The sequence below is a fragment of the Pseudoalteromonas sp. NZS71_1 genome, assembly GCF_015864305.1.
Classification (GTDB): domain Bacteria; phylum Pseudomonadota; class Gammaproteobacteria; order Enterobacterales; family Alteromonadaceae; genus Pseudoalteromonas; species Pseudoalteromonas arctica.
The window spans coordinates 295347-313342 of record NZ_JADYXM010000002.1; the positions used below are offsets into that span (position 1 = coordinate 295347).

Below are 17996 nucleotides of genomic sequence, written 5' to 3' on the forward strand. Positions count from 1 at the left end.
CCCGCATTTGATTTTGTTAGTAATTTACTATTTCAAATAATAAATTAAGGGACTAATAAATATGCTACGTTTTATAACGGTAATAACAGTGCTCGCCACAATAACGGGTTGTTCAAGCATGACTTATCATACAGATATAGACAACGGCGTTTTATCTCAAGAAATTGGCACCTACGTTAATAAAAGAGATTTACAGCAATTTTATAGCGACCAAGAAGCACACGAAAGTGGCGCTACACTCCTAGGCCGAATAGAAGGTGAAAGCTGTGATGGCGACGGTATGGGTAACAATAATGTAAGCTATAACCGCTCTAAATCAAACGCAATTGATTTACTTAAAGCTGATGCCATGCGCAGAGGCGGAAATGCTTTTACTATTAATTCTTGTAGTGAAACGTCTGTATCGTATTGCGACCTATCTGTTTTATGCACCGGACAGGCCTACGACTATTAATAAGTAAAAGTGCAAATTATATATTAAGCGCAAAGCTAAGTAGTACGCGCTTTCCAGACTCGATTTTAGATACGCTGTGTTCGTACTTATCGGGTCTGAATAAATACACGCGATTAAATAAATTTATAATGCATTTTGAGCATTTAAATACCCCACCCGCTTTAGGTTTTTCTAATACAAAGTTGAGCTTGTAATAGCGCCCTTGCTGCACAGGGTCAATATGGTTCATTACGCTGTGATTAGTTGGGTAAGTAACAAGGTTTATCGAAAATGTATTACTGCTAAAAATAGCTTTGTTTTTAACGGTTGCAATCATACTGCCTCCATATTGTTTATGTGTCTTATTGTATCATTGGGCTGGGTCTTACTTCGTTTTTAAACGAGACTAAAACGCCATGATATATAGCCAATCAGACTAGGGTCTGTTGTTCTTTGCGGATTAAAATTCATTCAAACTAGGGGCTATTTAATCGCGGCGCGAGATTTGTAACCTAGTGGGCTAAGTAAAAACCGAGCAACAAAGAGTAAGTAGCCCCTAGGAAGAACCCTTTGGGCAGCGCCTGTTTGGCATTAATGCTACGTTATCGCCCATTTATGGGGAATAACCACACTGCATAGGCTCTGCCTTGCCTAAATACCAAACAGACTGCTGTAAATTTAACCTTGAAAGAACAACAGACCCTTATATAAAACTATCTGACACAAAAAAGCCGAGCTTAATAAGCTCGGCTTTTATAAGTGCATTTTAGTAATTATGCACTTGGGTATTCGCGGTACGCACGCTCTATATTTTTAGCCTGCTTTTTAGAAATACCTAAATGAGCAAGTGCAACACGTAAACGAGCACGTGATAAGTCAGACCCCAATATTTCCATTGCATCAAGCACTGACGTACTTGACGTTTTGCCAGTAATTGCGACAAATATTGGCTCTAAAAAGTCTTTAATCTTAAGCTCGTGGAATGTTGCAACTTCTTTTGCAATTGCAAAAATAGCGGGCTTTTCAAAGCTACGTAAACCTTCAAGCTGCCATACAAAAAATTGTAGCGCTTGGCGAATCACGTTTTCGTCTGCTTTGCCGGCTGTTAATAGCGCAGGATCGTAAGTTGGAATACCACCTACAAAGTGCCCTGCAAGCTCAACCATATCCGACAGCGTATTAATACGTGTTTTAACTTCTGGTAATATTTTAGCGAGCATTTCGCCATTAAACTTCCAATCAACAAAGCGCTGAATTAACTGCTCGTCGGTTAGATTCTCGCGGATCCACATGCCGTTTAACCAGCTTAATTTATCTACGTCGAATACTGGACCACCAAGCGATACGCGCTTCATGTCGAAGTTTTCAATCATCTCATTTAACGTGAACTTTTCACGCTCATCAGGCATTGACCAACCCATACGGCCTAAGTAGTTAAGCACGGCTTCTGGCAGGTAGCCCATTTCTTTATAGTAGTTAATAGACGTTGGGTTTTTACGCTTAGACAGCTTTGATTTATCTGGGTTACGTAATAACGGTAAGTGACCAAGTACTGGCGCTTCCCAACCAAAATCTTCATATAGTTTTAATAACTTAGGTGCTGAGTTAATCCACTCTTCACCACGAAAAATATGGCTAATTTCCATATGGTGGTCGTCAACTACGTTCGCTAAAAAGTACGTTGGAAAACCATCTGCTTTTAAAAGCACTTGCATGTCTACGTTTTCCCACGGGATCTCAATTTCATCACGTAGGTAGTCGTTAAACTTAAATGTGCCTTCGCTTGGGATTTTCATACGTATAACGTAAGGTTTGCCTTCAGCTAAGTTTGCTTTAATTTCTTCATCTGTATGATTTAAACCACGACCGTCGTATTTAGGGCGTAGGCCTTCTGCCATTTGCTCTTCACGCATTTGATCAAGCTCTTCGCTTGTTGCAAAGCAGTAAAACGCTTTACCATCATCAACTAACTGATGCGCGTATTTTTTATATAAATCGCTACGCTCAGATTGACGGTAAGGACCAAATTCGCCACCCACATCAGGACCATGATCCCACTCAAGCCCTAACCAACGTAGGCTATCCATAATCGCAAGTTCAGACTCTGGCGTGCTACGTACTTGGTCTGTATCTTCTATACGAAGTACAAATTCACCGCCTTGTTGTTTAGCAAAACAGTAGTTAAATAAGGCGATATAAGCGGTGCCAAGATGCGGGTCACCAGTTGGCGACGGGGCAACACGGGTGCGAATTGTCATGGTATATTCTCTTTAAATAAGTGAGATAATAAAAGTGGTTTATGCAGCTACTTTGTTTAAGTAAGCAATAATATCGTTTGATTCGTACAGCCATTGTACTTGGCCGTTTTGCTCTATACGCAGGCAAGGCACTTTAACTTTGCCGCCTTGTTCTAGTAGCTCTTGACGATATTGCTCATTGTCTTTTGCATCACGCGTTTCTATGTTTAAGCCTTCGCGTTTAATGGCGCGACGTACTTTTACACAAAACGGGCATGCTTTAAATTGATACAGTTTAAATTGTGAGGTTTGCTGATCAAGCTGTGCTTGCTCGTCGCTTGCACGCTTTTTACTGCGAGGAGTAAATACAAAATTAAAGAATAAGATTATACAACCTAAAAACCAACGAACTAATTTCATGTTCTGTGCTCTGCTTACAACAATTTAAGGAGCCAGATTTTAGCACAAATTTACAATCAAAAAAGTGTAATACTGCGAGAATTACACTCAAGTAATTTAATTTACTAAAAGTGCTTCTATAGCAAGACCATATCATCCCTATGAAGTACTTCTGCGCCACTATCGTAATCGAGTAACTGGCCTATTTGACTAGAATGCGCACCCTTTATTTTATTTACCTCGGTGCTACTAAAGCGCGTTAAGCCCCGTGCAATTACTTGATTTTTATTATCTATTAAATCAATTAAATCACCGCGTTCAAAACGTCCAAATGCATTAGTAACGCCTTTAGCAAGTAAGCTTGCGCCTTTATTTTGAAGGGCGCCAATAGCACCTGCATCTATAACAATTTGGCCGGTACTTTTAGGCCCAGCTAGTAACCATTTTTTACGGCCATCTTTTGGAGCGGTGAGTTTTAAAAAACGCGTGCCTGGTAACTCGTCACTCATGCATTTTAAAATAACGTTTTTACCTGCGCCTTTAGCAATAATAACTTCAACACCTGCGCGCCTTGCAATGTCGGCGGCTTGCAGTTTAGTCGCCATACCGCCGGTGCCTAAATTTGTACCACTGCCACCAGCAAGTTGTCGCAGTTCATCGTTTATATGTGTTACTTCACCAATGAGGGTGGCATCGGCGTTTGTGCGCGGATCGCTGGTAAATAGCCCTTCTTGATCGGTAAGTAGCAGTAACTTATTAGCATTAGCCAAAATAGCGACAAGTGCCGATAAATTATCGTTGTCGCCTACTTTTATTTCGCTGGTAGCGACTGCGTCATTTTCGTTAATGATGGGTACAACGTCGTAATTTAATAACGCATTGAGTGTATCGCGGGCATTAAGGTAGCGCTCTCTGTCGTCTACATCAGCGCGAGTTAGCAGCATTTGCCCTACATTTACACCGTATAAACCAAACAAGCTCTGCCAAATATGAATAAGTTGACCTTGTCCAATTGCAGCAAGCATTTGTTTATCAATTAAGCTTCTGCCACAGGGTTTTAATAGTTGTTCGCGCCCAGCAGCAACTGCACCGCTCGATACTAAAATAACGTGATGACCTTGTTTTTTAAGCTCGCAACATTGGCGTACTAATTCAACCATATGTGCTTTATCTAGTTTATCGGTGCCTCCAGTAAGTACGCTTGTACCAAGCTTTACAACTATTACCTGTTCCCTTTGCATGTGCTTTTTACTACTGATTAATTAAAGATGAATTAATTTATACCAGCTCGGTATTTTTGAACAAGTTAAAAATATTCATGCTAGGATCTGATTTTATTAAATTATGTAAATTACTCTCTATGCCTGCCAGTTTATGTCTAATTATTGCCACCTTTTTATGGGGCAGCTCTTTTATTGCGCTCAAATATGCCATTGCCATTTACGACCCTGCCTTGGTGATATTTTTACGCATGCTCACCACGTTAGTTTTGTCGCTTTGTTTATGGCGCTACGTTATTCGGTTTGAGTATTTAAAAGGTGACTGGAAGTATTTAGTGGGTATGTCGCTTGCTGAGCCTTGCTTGTACTTTTTATTTGAAGGCCATGCAATGGAATACACGTCAGCCTCACAGGCTGGGGTTATTGTGTCGTGCTTACCTATTATTATTGCACTGCTTGCCTTTTTATTGCTTAAAGAATACATAAGTAAATCCATCGTGGTCGGTTTTACGCTGTGTATTGGCGGCAGTATTTTACTTACGCTTCTTTCACCAAGTACCGACCAAGCACCTAACCCGTTGTTGGGTAACTTTTTAGAGCTTATGGCTATGGTGTGCGCTGCATTTTATACCGTAAGTATTAAACATTTAGCTAATCGCTACTCGCCCCTGACTTTAATTGCATTGCAAGGTATTAGCGGCAGCTTGTTTTTTGCACCGTTTTTATTTTTTATCGACCTACCAAGCGAAAACCAACACGACTTAACCGCACTTATGAGCATTTTGTATTTAGGCTCGTGTGTAACCCTTGGCGGCTACGGCATGTACAACTACGCTATTAGCAAAGTATCGGTATTAACCGCTGCTGCATACTCTAATTTAATTCCTATTTTTACACTTATTTTGTCCGCTATTATTTTGGGAGAAGTGCTCAACGTTTGGCAATGGCTGAGCATATTTGTGGTATTTATTGGCGTAATGATAAGCCAGCGCCATCAAGAACTTGTGGTTGATATACCGCTTAGCGAATCGGGCGAAGACATTTTCGCAGATACAAGCAGCCTTAAATCAGTACCCGAGGCAAGCGAATCAAAAGGATAACAGGTAAGCAAATACAGCCCAGGTGTTTGTAAAAATGAGTTTTGGGATTGATGAATAACCTCAATCCCCGTTACCTTATAATTTTGTATCACCCCACTTTGCAGCTGCAAAGTAAACGCCTCCCCCACTTTTGCGTTTTGTAAAAATGCAAAGTGGGTGTCGTTATGCCCAGCTATTAGCGCGCCTTTTTCGTTTCCAAATTCTTTTCCGCCAAGCTCCCCTGCGGGTAAAAATTGGCTAGGCGCAAATGCTAAATTACGACCACTCGCTCCAGCCAATACGCTTAATGTTTTATTATGGCTTGGCCAATCAAGCTTTGCAGTAACGTAGCTGTCGGCGTAATACCACGGCCTTACTTTAATCCCGGGTGATTTAAGCGCCTCTTGCCATGCTTGTTCAATTAATACTTGAGCAAGCCACGCTTTTGCCTGCATATAAGCACCGTGACCAAATAATCCAAGCCCAGCGATTAGTAAGCCCGCGCTTAGCCACTTTTTCATTTACGTGCCCTGCTTAATTTAAATGATCGGTTTATTTTAAGCGCGCCAAATCCCAATAATAAAATACAGCCTAATAATATGTGCAGCCTACTTTGCCCATCTGTTTGTGGTAAACGCATTGCCATACCTTGTGGTACTGCATTAGTAGCTTGCGCCATTTGCTCTGCCACTTCTTTTATTTGAGTTTGTTCAATCGCTATAAAAGCAGTAAACGGACTCAGTAATTGATGAGTAAGCGCAAGCTCCTGTACTTCATCTTTAACGGTACTTTGCTCGTTGTATAAAAGTAATGACTTAATTTTTTGGCGCGCCCACAGTTTTGCTATACCTTGAACGCTTGAGCTATTTTGTGTACTTAATTTAATACTTAAAGGCCCTTGTGCTGTTTGCCCAGCAAGTACCACACTTTTAGCATTATTAAGTTTTATAGCGACCATGATAGGCTCGCCAAAATATAAATCAGGTAGTGGTGACGGCCAAAAATCTAAGCTGTTACCGCTTTCATCGCTTAGCGCCAAATTAGTAATCGCAGGATGTGCAAGCTTATCAAACAACTGCTGCATTTTAGGTTGCACTTCGCTTGTGCTGCCTATAAACGTAAATGAGCCTTTGCCTATATCTGCCGCTCGGCGCATAAAAAAGCTGTTAGGTGCGCTGCCAATACCCACTGTAAATAAGCGGCTATCACCTAATTTACTTTGAATATTTTTAAACAATGCGTCTTCATTACTTACGCTACCATCAGTTAAAAATACAACTTGGCGTACAAAACCATCAAACTCGCTGCCATCAAGTACGGCATTAAGCGCACCTCGTATTTCAGTGCCGCCGTCGGCTTCTAGGCTATAAATAAATCGCTCTGCACGGCGTAAATTAAAGTCGCTGGCTATAAGTGGTTTATCGCTCATTGGAGTCACTATGTTATCAAAACCAATAATGTTAAAACTGTCGTCGCTATCAAGTAATGACAGCGCATAAAACAACGCTTTTTTAGCTTGCTCCATAGATTGCCCGTGCATAGAGCCAGACGTATCAACTACAAATACCATTTCGCGAGGTAATCGCTGAGTTTGTGTAAAGTTATCCCCGGGTGGCATTAGCATAGCAAGCCCGTATCGGTCACCATTTTCAAACTGCTGAGTAAAAAATGCGGCTTGAGCTTGCTCTTTTTGCAGCGGTTTAAACTCAAGTACAAAGTCGCGATTAACTGCATTTGTCTCATTTAACGCTATTTTATATTGCCCAAATGCTGTGTTTTGTACATCAACATTATGAAATTTAGAATTGATATCCACCAGTTCTAAGCCTACATCTATATCAATGTTTAAGCTAAATTGGCTGCTTGGTACGTTATCAGTTTGAGTACTATTTTGAGTGATGTTTTGAATGCTGTAAACAGGGCTTAACCATCCCGTTGGGAGCGGATTAACATGCGCTTGATTTTGAGTATTAACCTCAACTTCACCACTAATCGCATGATAACGCGGTGTAATAGTAGTAGGAAATCTAATAGCAAATGTGCCGCTGCTGTAGTCAATTATTTCTTGATACTCAAGCTCAATAATCACTTGCTCACCAGGACCAATATTTGCCACATTCGTAATAAACATATTGGCGCGTTGCTGGCGTACTAGGGCAGCTTGCTTACCTGCTTTTTTAGCCTCCTCGTATTTTTTTTCGGCCTCTACCTTTTTATCAATTTGGCCTTTAATGACTCGCTCCCCTATACGCATCGTCATCGCATGTACGGCGCTTTCATCAGGCAATGGAAAAACGTAGCGCGCGTTAACTGCAAACGGGTTTTCGTTTTGATAAGTCTGCATTACTACAACATGATTAATTAGGCCAGTTAAGGTCATATTGGCGTCGCTTTTTAATATTATTGCTGGGCCTGCTGGCGCACCATTGCTATCAAAAAGCTCTAACTTGGGTGATTGCGCATGGCTTTTAAAGCTAGCTAACAGCACAATCGCTATGAATATAAAAATGCTTACTTTAGTAAGCATTTTGGTTGGTTTACTCAATTTAAACATAAATCACTCCATCGAACGCTTAGCTTTACTTAGATTCAGTTAGTTTTAGTTACTCGCCGTTTGGCCATTTACACTATTCATTGAGCGAGTGGTAAGCGTTACGCGTCTATCAAAAAAGTTATCTTCCACCGTGTTGCTGTTAGCCAATGTTTGCTGCTCGCCAAATGCCTGCGTGCTTAAGCGTTTATGGCTCACACCGTGTTTTATTAAATAGCTTTGCACGGCATTTACACGCGCTTTAGAAAGTAAAAGGTTAGCTTGCTCATCGCCGCGTTGATCGGCAAAGCCACTTAAATCAAGTGCGAGTTGTGATTGGTTGTTTAACAAGGTAACGAGTTGATCTAACTGCAGCGCAAAATGCGGGGCAATAACACTTGAACCTGTTTTAAATTGCACCGTCATCGCCAATAAGTTATTAATTTGAACTTGAGTTAACTGCTCATTTTGATTGGCAAGCACTTCTAGCTGTTGCTCTAACATATTATTGTGGTTAAGCACGTGTTGGTAATCGCTGGTTTTTTCTTTCATGACCGTAATTGCACGCTCTTGCTCTGCAATTTTGTTATCAGCTACTTTTGAATCACCTATTAAGCCACCGGCAAATGCACCAATAAACGCACCAATTGGTCCGCCCACTACGCCGCCAATAATAGCGCCTGCACCTAGCCCAATAGCCGTTTCTTTATGGGCTTCTTTTGATGGCGTGTTAGATGTTGAGGCAATTGCTGGAGTACAAAAACTAGCAACCAGTGTTAACGCGATTAATGTCTTCTTCATGATTTGATCCTTAAACTTACTTTTTAATTTGTGATGTTTTGTTTTGATGGCTCTATTAAAACAAGCTCAAGTGGCAATAAAGGGGAGCAAAAATGGCAAACTGCTGAGCAATTGTGGCAAAAAAATGGCAATTGCCTTTTTAAGCGTACTTAGCTTAAAAACTTCGTTATAGTGCACAGCAGAGGCAATAGGATAATGATTGAGATGAAAAAAATAGCCATCGTTGAAGATGAAACCGCAATCCGCGAAAACTACATAGAAATGCTGAGCGCACAGGGCTACCAAGTAAGTGGCTTTGCCGATCGCGCTAGCGCAGAAGCTGCATTTAAAAATGCCCTGCCCGATTTAGCTATTGTTGATATTGGCCTAGGCCATGAAATAGATGGCGGTTTTTTACTGTGCCAAACATTGCGATCGCTTTCTAAAACACTGCCTATTATTTTTTTAACCGCCCGCGATAGCGAAATAGATACTGTATGCGGCCTGCGCATGGGCGCCGACGACTACCTAACAAAAGACATAAGCTTGGCTCACTTGGCTGCGCGTATTGGTGCGCTGTTTCGCCGAATGGAAGCACTTGAACAACCTGCTGATGCAAACGCACTCATAACACGCGGACAATTAACGCTCGACACACAACGCATGCAGGTATTTTGGCAGCAACAATTAGTTGATTTAACCGTAACCGAATTTTGGATGCTGCATTCACTCGCCCAGCGACCTGGCCATGTTAAAAGCCGTAACGAATTAATGAGCGATGCAAAAATTTATGTAGACGACAGCACCATTACTTCACACGTAAAACGTATTCGTAAAAAATTTATAGCACTCGATAGCACCTTTGATTGCATAGATACCGTGTATGGCATGGGCTATCGGTGGGAACAACACTAATGCTACGATTTGGTCTGCGCAGTAAATTTATATTACTTTCATGTTTTTTGTTTTTGCTACCGTGGCTTGGCTACGAGTACGTGTGGGAAATGGAAAAGTTTTTACGCCAAGGCCAAGAAAAAACCCTCGTAGGCACCACTCGAGCACTTGCTACTGCATTACATGAGCGCCCCGCATTATTTGACGAGCAAACCAACTTTTTAGACCAAGTAGTAAAAGGCCGCGATTTATACGCTTATAATCTTAAAAACCCTATTCAGCTCGACGGTAAACTTAACGATTGGGACAGCTACCAGCCGTTATTTTGGCACTACGACAAGCGCTACTTACAAAAAACAGATAACAAACATCAAGCCAGTGACTTATCGTTTGATCATATGGTGGGAAAATTTGATAACTACTTATACGCCGTATTTAAAGTCACCGACAATACCCTTATTTATCGCGCTAAAAATAGCTTAAGCATTACCAATAACGATTATTTACAAATTGGCCTAAAAACGCCAGACGGTCAGTTTAATACTTACATTATTGCGCCGCGCCAAGATGGTTGGGTTAATGCGTTTGATGCAAATACCAAAGCCCCTTTTACAAAAATTCAGGGCTATTTTGAAAGTACCAAATCAGGATATAACGTAGAGCTGCGCTTTCCTATTAACATGCTGGGCAACAAACTTGGCTTTGCCATTGTTGACATTGATAGTAAAGAGGCATTGTTAGAGCCTAAAATAATGTCGACCTCAAACTTAAATAACCCAAACGATTTAGGCTCTGTATTAGTCCCTTCTCCAGAAATTAGCCGTATTTTAAAAGGCATGGGCCACAGTGGTAGCCGCATTTGGGTGGTCGATAACCATCATCGCGTACTTGCGCAGTCGGGTACTATTCAAAATGCAGATGGCGTTTGGGCTGATGGACTTGCTAACCAAGCACCTGAAACTTGGTGGCAGCGCTTTGAGCAAAATTACTTACACCCAATTTACTATAAAATTTTAACGCGTCCCGAAAATGAGTTTTTAGATACCCTGCACGATGTAGCTTCTATGCAGGGCACACATTTAGCGAAAGCATTAAAAGGACAACCAGCATCGTCTTGGCGCTTAACCCCCGACAGCAAAGCCGTTATTTTATCGGCCGCTTATCCTATTTGGATCCAAGACCAAGTAATTGGCGCAGTAATAGCAGAGGAAACCACAAACGGCGTACGTACGCTGCGTAATAAGTCACTCGAAAAACTGTTTAACGTTATTTTAGCTGTGATGCTAATTGGTACTGTGACTTTATTCTTTTTTGCCTCACGTATATCGAACCGAATTAGGCGGCTGCGCGATACAGCAGAACAAGCAATTGATGCACAAGGGCGTGTTACCGGCAGTATTAATTACAGCGATGCTAACGATGAAATTGGCGATCTGTCTCGTAGTTTTTCAAACATTGTAAGCCGACTTGGCGGCTATACCGATTACTTAGAAAATATGTCGTCGCGGTTGTCGCATGAGCTGCGCACGCCGGTTGCCGTAGTGCGCTCGTCACTTGAAAACTTACAAAGCTTGCCACAAAACGAGCTGAGTCAAAAATACCTTGATCGCGCCAGCGAAGGCGTTGAACGCTTAGGTAAAATAATAACCACCATGAGCGAAGCCACTCGCCTTGAGCAAAGCATTCAAAGCAACGAACCTGAACCTTTTGATTTACAAAAAGTAATAAATGGCTGCATGCAAGGCTATCAGCTTACTTACCCAAACCAGTTATTTACGCTTGATGTATGCCAAAACAAATTACCTATGCAAGGTGCTCCGGAGTTTATAGCTCAGCTGCTTGATAAACTTATTAATAACGCGCTGGAGTTTAGTGAAGCCAATACGGCTATTAATGTAGGCCTTAAGCAGAGCGAAAATAAAGCAACATTAACAGTGCGTAATACAGGCCCCGCGTTACCCGAAGGATTAACTGAGCATATTTTTGACTCTATGGTGTCGGTACGTAGCCAGCAAATGCAGCAACAGCCACATTTGGGGTTAGGTCTTTATATTGTAAGGCTGGTGTGCGACTACCATAAAGGCAGTGTAACAGCGCAAAACAACGAACAAGGTGATGGTGTAGTGTTTACCGTAACACTGCCGTTAGTTAATGGTTAAGGCTGTATTTATACCGTTATATTCGTACCGTTATATTTATAGCCACAGCATTATATGCAAATAGTAAGTACGTAATAAATTAAATTCAGCTGTATATTTTTAGTTAAAAAGAGTTATTTTAATTTACCTTAATTCCATATAAATTAACAAATAAACCCCTCTCATCCCTCAAAACCTGCCGGTTACAATTTAGTACAACTTCAAATGTAACTATTCACTTTTAATTCAGTCGAATGACCATACCCTACATCATATTAAAGTATTAAATTGAAGGAATACTCATGAAACCATCACTAGAGCGTGAAGAACTAGACTTTATTTTTGACTTATACAGGCCCTCTAAAAAACCTGAGTCTGAAAATGTAAAACCAAAAAGTACAAACTACAAAGAGCTAAGAAAGCACGACGCGACTAAAAACCAAGGCGTATCGCACTACTTAGTCTAATTTTATTACGCTTGGGACTTCTCATGTTCTAAAAATGCTTTAATGCAGTTTATTTCTGCAAGTTTTACTTCTTCGCCTATTTCAGGGCCTTTTTTGCCATTTTTAAGTGCATTTTGCACTACCAGTTTCTTATCCATTTTTTGCAGTTCAGTATGAATTGCTCGCAGCTTAGCTGCTTGCGGGTATGGCTTATCAACAAGTGTTTCACCACGCCCTTGTGCATCGCATTGGCATGCTTGGGTAAACGCTATAAAACGTTCTGGGTGTACCAACGCATTTAAGTTAGTCACTATTAGCTTGTGAATGGTTTGCGGCCTTAACTGATCAATCGTGTGGCAAAGGGTGTGATTATCACTGGTGAGTACGCCAACATCGCGAAAACGGTTAGGCACTTTTAAGCGCTCACAAAACGCCTCAATAACTGCAACACCTTCGCGTTCGTGTCCACGTAGGTTTCCATATTTTTTAAAACTAAGCGCTTTTCCAAAATCATGGGTTAGTGCAGCAAAACGAGTTTCCAAGTTAAAATTCAAATCCGCTGCACGCCTAAGTACCAGCATAGTATGCACAAATACATCACCTTCAGGATGATGGTTTGCTGGTTGCGGTACATTAACCATGCGCTCAAGCTCTGGAAAAACCCCCAAACCTTGCAATGCTTCAAAATAAAGCTCAGGGTGCTTTTCACCCAGTGCTTTTTCGGTTTCAAGCCACACGCGCTCAGGTACTAAATGATTTAGCTCACCTTTATTTTTAAGCTCGCGCATTAATGCATACGTACTTGGGTGAATACGCCAATCACTGCCATAGCGCGCTAAAAAACGGGCAATACGCAGTACTCGAACAGGGTCTTCTACAAATGCCTCAGTGGTGTGGCGCAGTGTTTTATTTTGTAAGTCAGTTTGGCCATTAAACGGGTCAATAATATTACCGTGTTCATCAAGCGCCATTGAATTTATGGTTAAATCACGCCTTGCTAAATCTTCTTCTAGCGTCACTGTTGGGCTGGCATCAACCACAAAGCCAGTATAGCCTTTGCCGCTTTTACGCTCTGTGCGCCCAAGTGCATATTCTTCTTTTGTTTTTGGGTGCAAGTAAACCGGAAAGTCGCTACCTATTGGTACAAAACCGAGCGACTGCATTGTGTCTGGCGTTTCACCAATCACTACATAATCGTTATCTTTTGATTTTATATTTAGCAGTTTGTCGCGCACTGCACCACCAACGAGGTAAACTTTTTTTAAGTTACTTTTCACTTTATTCCCATAAACATTAATAAAATTGTTTGATACTAATCATAACATTAATTAAAAAATTCTGCGGTGTTTGCCAAGCTTAAGTAAGCTCATTACAATGGCGCATTATTTTCAGCTATAGCCTCACAATTAATGAAAAACCATTCATCAAAAAAAGAACTTATGTTACTACCCATTTTATTAGTGGTTATTTTAATGTGTGTGGCGGGTCACTTTTTACTACAAGCAAATTTTCAAGACAGTAATGTGGTTGAATACATGTTAGCAGCACTGCCGTTTGCTATGTTTGGATTGGTTATTGTGGCGTTTAAAATGGCGGCTAAAAGCGAAAAGGATGAACAAAACGAGCAGGACTCTTAATCCTGCTTAGTTTTAGCTACTTATTATAATTTAAAGTATGTGATAGCCAAACCAGTCTGGCTTTATAGGCTGCGATATACCGCTGGGCGTGAGCTTAATGTTTAGCTGGCTGTCGAGTAAATCAATCGCAAAGCAATCGTCTACGTCATGTAAATCATCTTTATGAATATGGCTAAGCCCTGCTAGCAAATCGTTTTTAGCTCGCTCTTTAGCTTCATGGCTACTGCTTGCAACATACAGTGCAAAGTCGTGTTGCTCAGCCATAGAATCACTTCTGTAAGCGCCTAAATTTACAAAATAGAGTTGTTTATTTTGCTCCACATAGCTATCGACTATTTCTACTTTAAAGCCATCAATATGATTAATTGCCATGTAGCTATCCATGTGAACACTACTTCTGTCGCCTACCCATTGGCTTTTTAACTTTGAATAAGTTTGCTCAATGTTTTGCCCTACAACAAAACGAATATCATGCATTTCAATGTGGCAACCTTGAATCCGGCCACCTAAATACACCATAAATAACTGCATGCTTTTCCTTAACCTAAATTATCAACATCAATATTATGCTTTTTAATCAACTTATAAAAATCTGAGCGATTGCGCTTGGCAAGCTTAGCGCCTTCGGCTACGTTACCACCTGCCATTTTTAAAGTGTTAATCACATAGTCGCGCTCAAACTCTTTTTTAGCGTCGTTTAGTGATAATGGTTCTACGTTTGTTTCATTACTATTTAGCGCAGCTAACACTAAGTGCTCTGAAATAACATCGCTTGGCGTTAATGCTACAACCTGCTCTACTACGTTTTGTAATTGGCGGATATTACCTGGCCAGTCGTAACGCACAAGCGCATGCATAGCATCGCTGGCAAAGTGTTTTTCAGTTTGCTTCATGCGCTTAGCAATGCTTGCACTAAAGTGCTGTGCTAATAAGCTTATATCTTCGCGGCGCTCACACAGTGGCGGTAATTTTAAATTAACTACGTTTAAGCGATAGTATAAATCTTCTCTAAATTGCTGGTTTAAAATAGCTTCAGGAAGATTTTTATGTGTTGCCGATACAATACGTACATCAATCGCTATTTCTTCTTGAAAGCCTACGGGGCGAATTGTTTTTTCTTGTAATACGCGCAGTAACTTAACCTGCAAGTTAAGTGGCATATCGCCTATCTCGTCTAAAAATAGCGTGCCGCCCTCAGCTTGCTGAAACAAACCTTGATGATCTTTAATTGCGCCCGTAAAAGAGCCTTTTTTATGACCAAATAATTCTGACTCTAAAAGCTCACCCGGTACAGCGCCGCAGTTAATTGCAACGAAAGGGCCACCGCTTACATGACTATGCTGATGAATCGCCTGTGCGAGTAGCTCTTTACCTGTACCACTAGCCCCCGAAATCAATACATTAACTTGCGTTGGCCCAAGTAGTTTTACTTGCTCTAACAAGTGCAGCATTGCACCACTGCGCGTAACTATATTACTTTTAGGTGCTGCTTCATCTGCATTAACACCATGTATTTCTATCGCTTTAGCAAGGCTGTCAAATAGCTCATCTTTATCTACAGGTTTAGTTATAAATGCAAAAATGCCCTGCTTAGTTGCCTCTACGGCATCAGGAATTGAGCCATGCGCTGTCATCATAATGACAGGTAATGCAGGGTAGCGGCTTTGCAGCTGACGATGCAGTGCCATGCCATCCATTTCATCCATACGTAGGTCGGTTATTACGGCGTCAAACACTTGGCTTTTAAGTGTTTGTAGTGCGGTTAAGCCGCTTTCACAGGTCGTTACTTCGTATCCTTTTGATTCGATACGAATAGCGAGCAGTTTTAATAAGCTAGCGTCGTCGTCAACGAGTAATACTTTTGCACCTTGCACTTTAGTTGCTGCCATAGTTACTGCTCCTTAGTTTCTTCTCGTAGTAAAAGCTGCTGCTCAATAGTTGCTAACGATGAGAGGGTTTCTTGCATTTTATTGTTAAGTGCTTGCTGCTCTTTTTTAGCATTTATTTGCATAGTCACTTGCTGCTTTTGAAGCCATAAATATTGCTTTATATCATCTGGCCAAAAGTAAGCTAAATCGAGTTTTAGCAACTTAGTCATTACCGTATTTGGATCATCATTTATGTTTAAGCACATAAATTTAAAAAAACGTTTAAGATCGTTTTCACCTGTAAAAATATCTTTTTTTGGCACCAATTTAAATCCGCCACACTGATTAGCGTGCCATGCAATAACTTGCTCTGCAGGCGGATAGCTAGGTTCTATTTTTGGTCTGGGTTTTGGACTAGGTTTACTGTTTTTGTCGTTCGTTATTTTGGTATCGACCACAGGTGCAGGTGTAATTGAAACACGCTCTTCTTGCCCATTATTAATTTCACAACCTGATATAACCATGCTGCTACTGAGCACACATAAAATAGCGATTAAACGCAAGCGCATGTTAATTAACTCCTAGATTTTTTGTTATGGGAATTTTAATTGAAAACCGGCAACCATGCGGCTCGTTATGCTCAACAGTAAGTGTACCTCTTAGCTGTTCAACAGATTCTTTCACAATAGTTAAGCCAAGCCCACTGCCTTGCAGCGTAACATTTTTACTGTGTTTACCTTGATAAAATGCGCTGAAAATTTGAGTTTTTTCTTGCTCTTTAATACCGCACCCTTTATCAAGCACACCAATGCAAAGTTGGTTTTGCTCAAGTGCTAAATTAATAGTAACGCTTTGCTTATCTTGTGAAAATTTTAAGCCATTTGAAATAAGCTGAATTAAAATCATCTCAATAAGCTCACTAGGTAAAGCAAGCTGTTTATTAGGTAAGTTATTTTGCCATTGCAGAGCTTGCTGACGAGCACTTAAGCGATGTTCAAAATGGCTATTAATTTTATTAATAAGATAGCTAAACTCAACTTCGCTTAGGCTGTCTTTACTGGTGCGAATCGCATTATAACTCAGCAGGCTGTCAATCATTGTGCGAAGGCGCACCATAGATTGGCTAATAAGCTCAAGCACTGCTTTTTGCTCAGCAGTAATTGGGCCTACTATTTCATCAGTTAGTAAGTCAGTGCCTTCGACCATTGAAGCAAGCGGCGTTTTTAGCTCATGGGTAACATGGCGTAAAAAGGTATCTTTTTGCTGCTCAAGCATATGAAGTTGCTCTTGCACCCATTGGAGTTTTTCTCCTAGCTCAACTAGCTCAGCGGAGCCTTTCACAGATATTTTTTGCTGCCAATGCCCCTGCCCTAGTTTATCAATAACTGTAGTTAACCCTTTTAGTCGCCCACTTATACGCCATAAAAAACCACCACCAACAATTAAAGTAAGCGGAATAAGTGCCACCAGCCAGTTTATAAATGAAGTTTGTAGGCTTGTAAGCTCATTTTGGTTATTGGTAATTTGCGCTTCATTTTTATCACGTAACCATAAAGTAAGCTCAGCAACTAAATCGCTCACTGGCACAAATAGCTCCGCTTGCTGTTGTTTTTGCTCAACAAGCTCTACATGCGCTGTTTGTAAGGTGACATATAAGCGTTGCCATTGGTGGGTGTAATCTTTATCCGTGTTAACAAATTTAAGTTCATCAATACTTTGCAGGGATGATTGCCATTTATCGACAATGAGCTTATCTAACGATTCGCTTTTTAATACCCAGTTTTGCCTAGTGGCGCGCTCAAGGCTGTTGAGTTCTTGTTTTAGAGTATTAAACGATTTGGTAACTTGGTAGTTGTTACTCACGATATTTTGAGTCACTGCTAATTGCTTGTTAAGCGCATTTAAAAATACAATCACCACTATAGAAAGCGGGAGTAACGAAAGCAGCATACTCATTGCAAATTGCCCAATTAAATTAGGCCGCCAGTTAAGCATTGCATGGTATTTTTTAGCTATGGTTGCTGGCATTTCGTTTAGTCCTTTTAAGTTAAGCGTTCTATTATTAAGTGCTTACCTTATACACTAGCTGAACCAGCAATTATATTTAATACGATTAACAGCCAGCGCTACAAAAACAATGTGTCGCCAAATAGAGACAACGTAAACCATTGATTTTTAAACCCTACCTTTAATCTCACTACATAGTGTTGCAAAAGGCACACAAAAATTACAATAAACCCCGTAAAAACTTCCCACCTCTTTCAAGTTGAAAATATAAACACTTGAAAATTAACAATAATTATTTTTGGCATCATTTTTGTAGTAGGAGTAATAA

General features: G+C 40.7%; 18 protein-coding genes. 6 read left to right on the forward strand and 12 right to left on the reverse strand.

The window, feature by feature from the left end; translation table 11 throughout:
* Positions 1-61: 61 nt before the first annotated feature.
* Positions 62-454: a hypothetical protein gene (locus tag I6F43_RS04185; protein WP_165721071.1), complete on the forward strand. Its 393-nt coding sequence runs from the start codon at positions 62-64 to the stop codon at positions 452-454.
* 16 nt (positions 455-470) lie between these two features.
* On the opposite strand, the gene I6F43_RS04190 is transcribed toward I6F43_RS04185, so the two are convergent.
* The 4 genes from I6F43_RS04190 to proB form a co-directional block, all read right to left on the reverse strand.
* Positions 471-770, reverse strand: coding sequence for a hypothetical protein (locus I6F43_RS04190; protein WP_021032137.1), 300 nt, complete (start codon positions 768-770; stop codon positions 471-473).
* Positions 771-1206: 436 nt separating this feature from the next.
* The gene (gene gltX / locus I6F43_RS04195; RefSeq protein WP_007581594.1) at positions 1207-2691 is read right to left on the reverse strand and encodes a glutamate--tRNA ligase; all 1485 of its coding nucleotides are present in this window, start codon (positions 2689-2691) and stop codon (positions 1207-1209) included.
* A gap of 39 nt (positions 2692-2730) precedes the next feature.
* Complete coding sequence (locus I6F43_RS04200; RefSeq protein WP_007581591.1) at positions 2731-3090, reverse strand: glutaredoxin family protein; 360 nt, start codon at positions 3088-3090, stop codon at positions 2731-2733.
* Between the two features lie 116 nt (positions 3091-3206).
* Positions 3207-4310 carry a glutamate 5-kinase gene (gene proB / locus I6F43_RS04205; protein ID WP_165721072.1) on the reverse strand — a complete coding sequence of 368 codons (1104 nt, stop codon included), beginning with the start codon at positions 4308-4310 and terminating at the stop codon, positions 3207-3209.
* A gap of 119 nt (positions 4311-4429) precedes the next feature.
* On the opposite strand from proB, the gene I6F43_RS04210 reads away from it, so the two are divergent.
* Positions 4430-5389: a DMT family transporter gene (locus I6F43_RS04210; protein ID WP_197101337.1), complete on the forward strand. Its 960-nt coding sequence runs from the start codon at positions 4430-4432 to the stop codon at positions 5387-5389.
* On the opposite strand, the gene I6F43_RS04215 is transcribed toward I6F43_RS04210, so the two are convergent.
* The 3 genes from I6F43_RS04215 to pdsO are packed head-to-tail and all read right to left on the reverse strand — an operon-like array spanning position 5284 to position 8699.
* The gene (locus tag I6F43_RS04215) at positions 5284-5889 is read right to left on the reverse strand and encodes a class GN sortase (protein ID WP_197101148.1); all 606 of its coding nucleotides are present in this window, start codon (positions 5887-5889) and stop codon (positions 5284-5286) included. The genes I6F43_RS04210 and I6F43_RS04215 overlap by 106 nt on opposite strands.
* Positions 5886-7922, reverse strand: coding sequence for a marine proteobacterial sortase target protein (locus tag I6F43_RS04220; protein ID WP_197101150.1), 2037 nt, complete (start codon positions 7920-7922; stop codon positions 5886-5888). The genes I6F43_RS04215 and I6F43_RS04220 overlap by 4 nt, the downstream gene beginning before the upstream one ends.
* Positions 7923-7967: 45 nt before the next feature.
* Entirely contained in the window at positions 7968-8699 is a 732-nt protein-coding gene (gene pdsO, locus I6F43_RS04225; protein WP_165725590.1) for a sortase-associated OmpA-like protein PdsO, read from the reverse strand.
* Positions 8700-8903: 204 nt separating this feature from the next.
* Between pdsO and pdsR the strand changes: the two genes are divergently transcribed.
* The 3 genes from pdsR (at position 8904) to I6F43_RS04240 (ending at position 12177) form a co-directional block, all read left to right on the forward strand.
* On the forward strand, positions 8904-9593 hold the full coding sequence (pdsR, locus tag I6F43_RS04230; RefSeq protein ID WP_197101338.1) for a proteobacterial dedicated sortase system response regulator: 690 nt from the start codon (positions 8904-8906) through the stop codon (positions 9591-9593).
* On the forward strand, positions 9593-11731 hold the full coding sequence (pdsS, locus tag I6F43_RS04235; RefSeq protein WP_101217526.1) for a proteobacterial dedicated sortase system histidine kinase: 2139 nt from the start codon (positions 9593-9595) through the stop codon (positions 11729-11731). Before pdsR ends, pdsS begins: the two co-directional genes overlap by 1 nt.
* A gap of 281 nt (positions 11732-12012) precedes the next feature.
* Complete coding sequence (locus tag I6F43_RS04240; RefSeq protein WP_007581574.1) at positions 12013-12177, forward strand: hypothetical protein; 165 nt, start codon at positions 12013-12015, stop codon at positions 12175-12177.
* Between the two features lie 5 nt (positions 12178-12182).
* Here I6F43_RS04240 and I6F43_RS04245 read toward each other — a convergent pair whose 3' ends face one another.
* Positions 12183-13433, reverse strand: coding sequence for a multifunctional CCA addition/repair protein (locus I6F43_RS04245; protein WP_024593291.1), 1251 nt, complete (start codon positions 13431-13433; stop codon positions 12183-12185).
* 132 nt (positions 13434-13565) lie between these two features.
* Here I6F43_RS04245 and I6F43_RS04250 point away from each other — a divergent pair, with 132 nt between their 5' ends.
* Positions 13566-13793 carry a hypothetical protein gene (locus I6F43_RS04250; protein WP_007581571.1) on the forward strand — a complete coding sequence of 76 codons (228 nt, stop codon included), beginning with the start codon at positions 13566-13568 and terminating at the stop codon, positions 13791-13793.
* 30 nt (positions 13794-13823) lie between these two features.
* Here the strand turns inward: I6F43_RS04250 and I6F43_RS04255 are convergent, their stop codons facing one another.
* The 4 genes from I6F43_RS04255 to I6F43_RS04270 are packed head-to-tail and all read right to left on the reverse strand — an operon-like array spanning position 13824 to position 17689.
* Complete coding sequence (locus tag I6F43_RS04255; protein WP_197101152.1) at positions 13824-14324, reverse strand: DUF1543 domain-containing protein; 501 nt, start codon at positions 14322-14324, stop codon at positions 13824-13826.
* An 8-nt stretch (positions 14325-14332) separates the two neighbouring features.
* Positions 14333-15682 (reverse strand): sigma 54-interacting transcriptional regulator, encoded by a 1350-nt coding sequence (locus I6F43_RS04260; RefSeq protein WP_197101161.1) that lies wholly within the window; start codon positions 15680-15682, stop codon positions 14333-14335.
* Positions 15683-15684: 2 nt separating this feature from the next.
* Entirely contained in the window at positions 15685-16230 is a 546-nt protein-coding gene (locus I6F43_RS04265) for a hypothetical protein (protein ID WP_024607489.1), read from the reverse strand.
* Position 16231: 1 nt separating this feature from the next.
* Positions 16232-17689, reverse strand: a complete 1458-nt coding sequence (locus I6F43_RS04270) for a sensor histidine kinase (protein ID WP_197101163.1) — start codon at positions 17687-17689, stop codon at positions 16232-16234.
* Between the last annotated feature and the right edge of the window lie 307 nt (positions 17690-17996).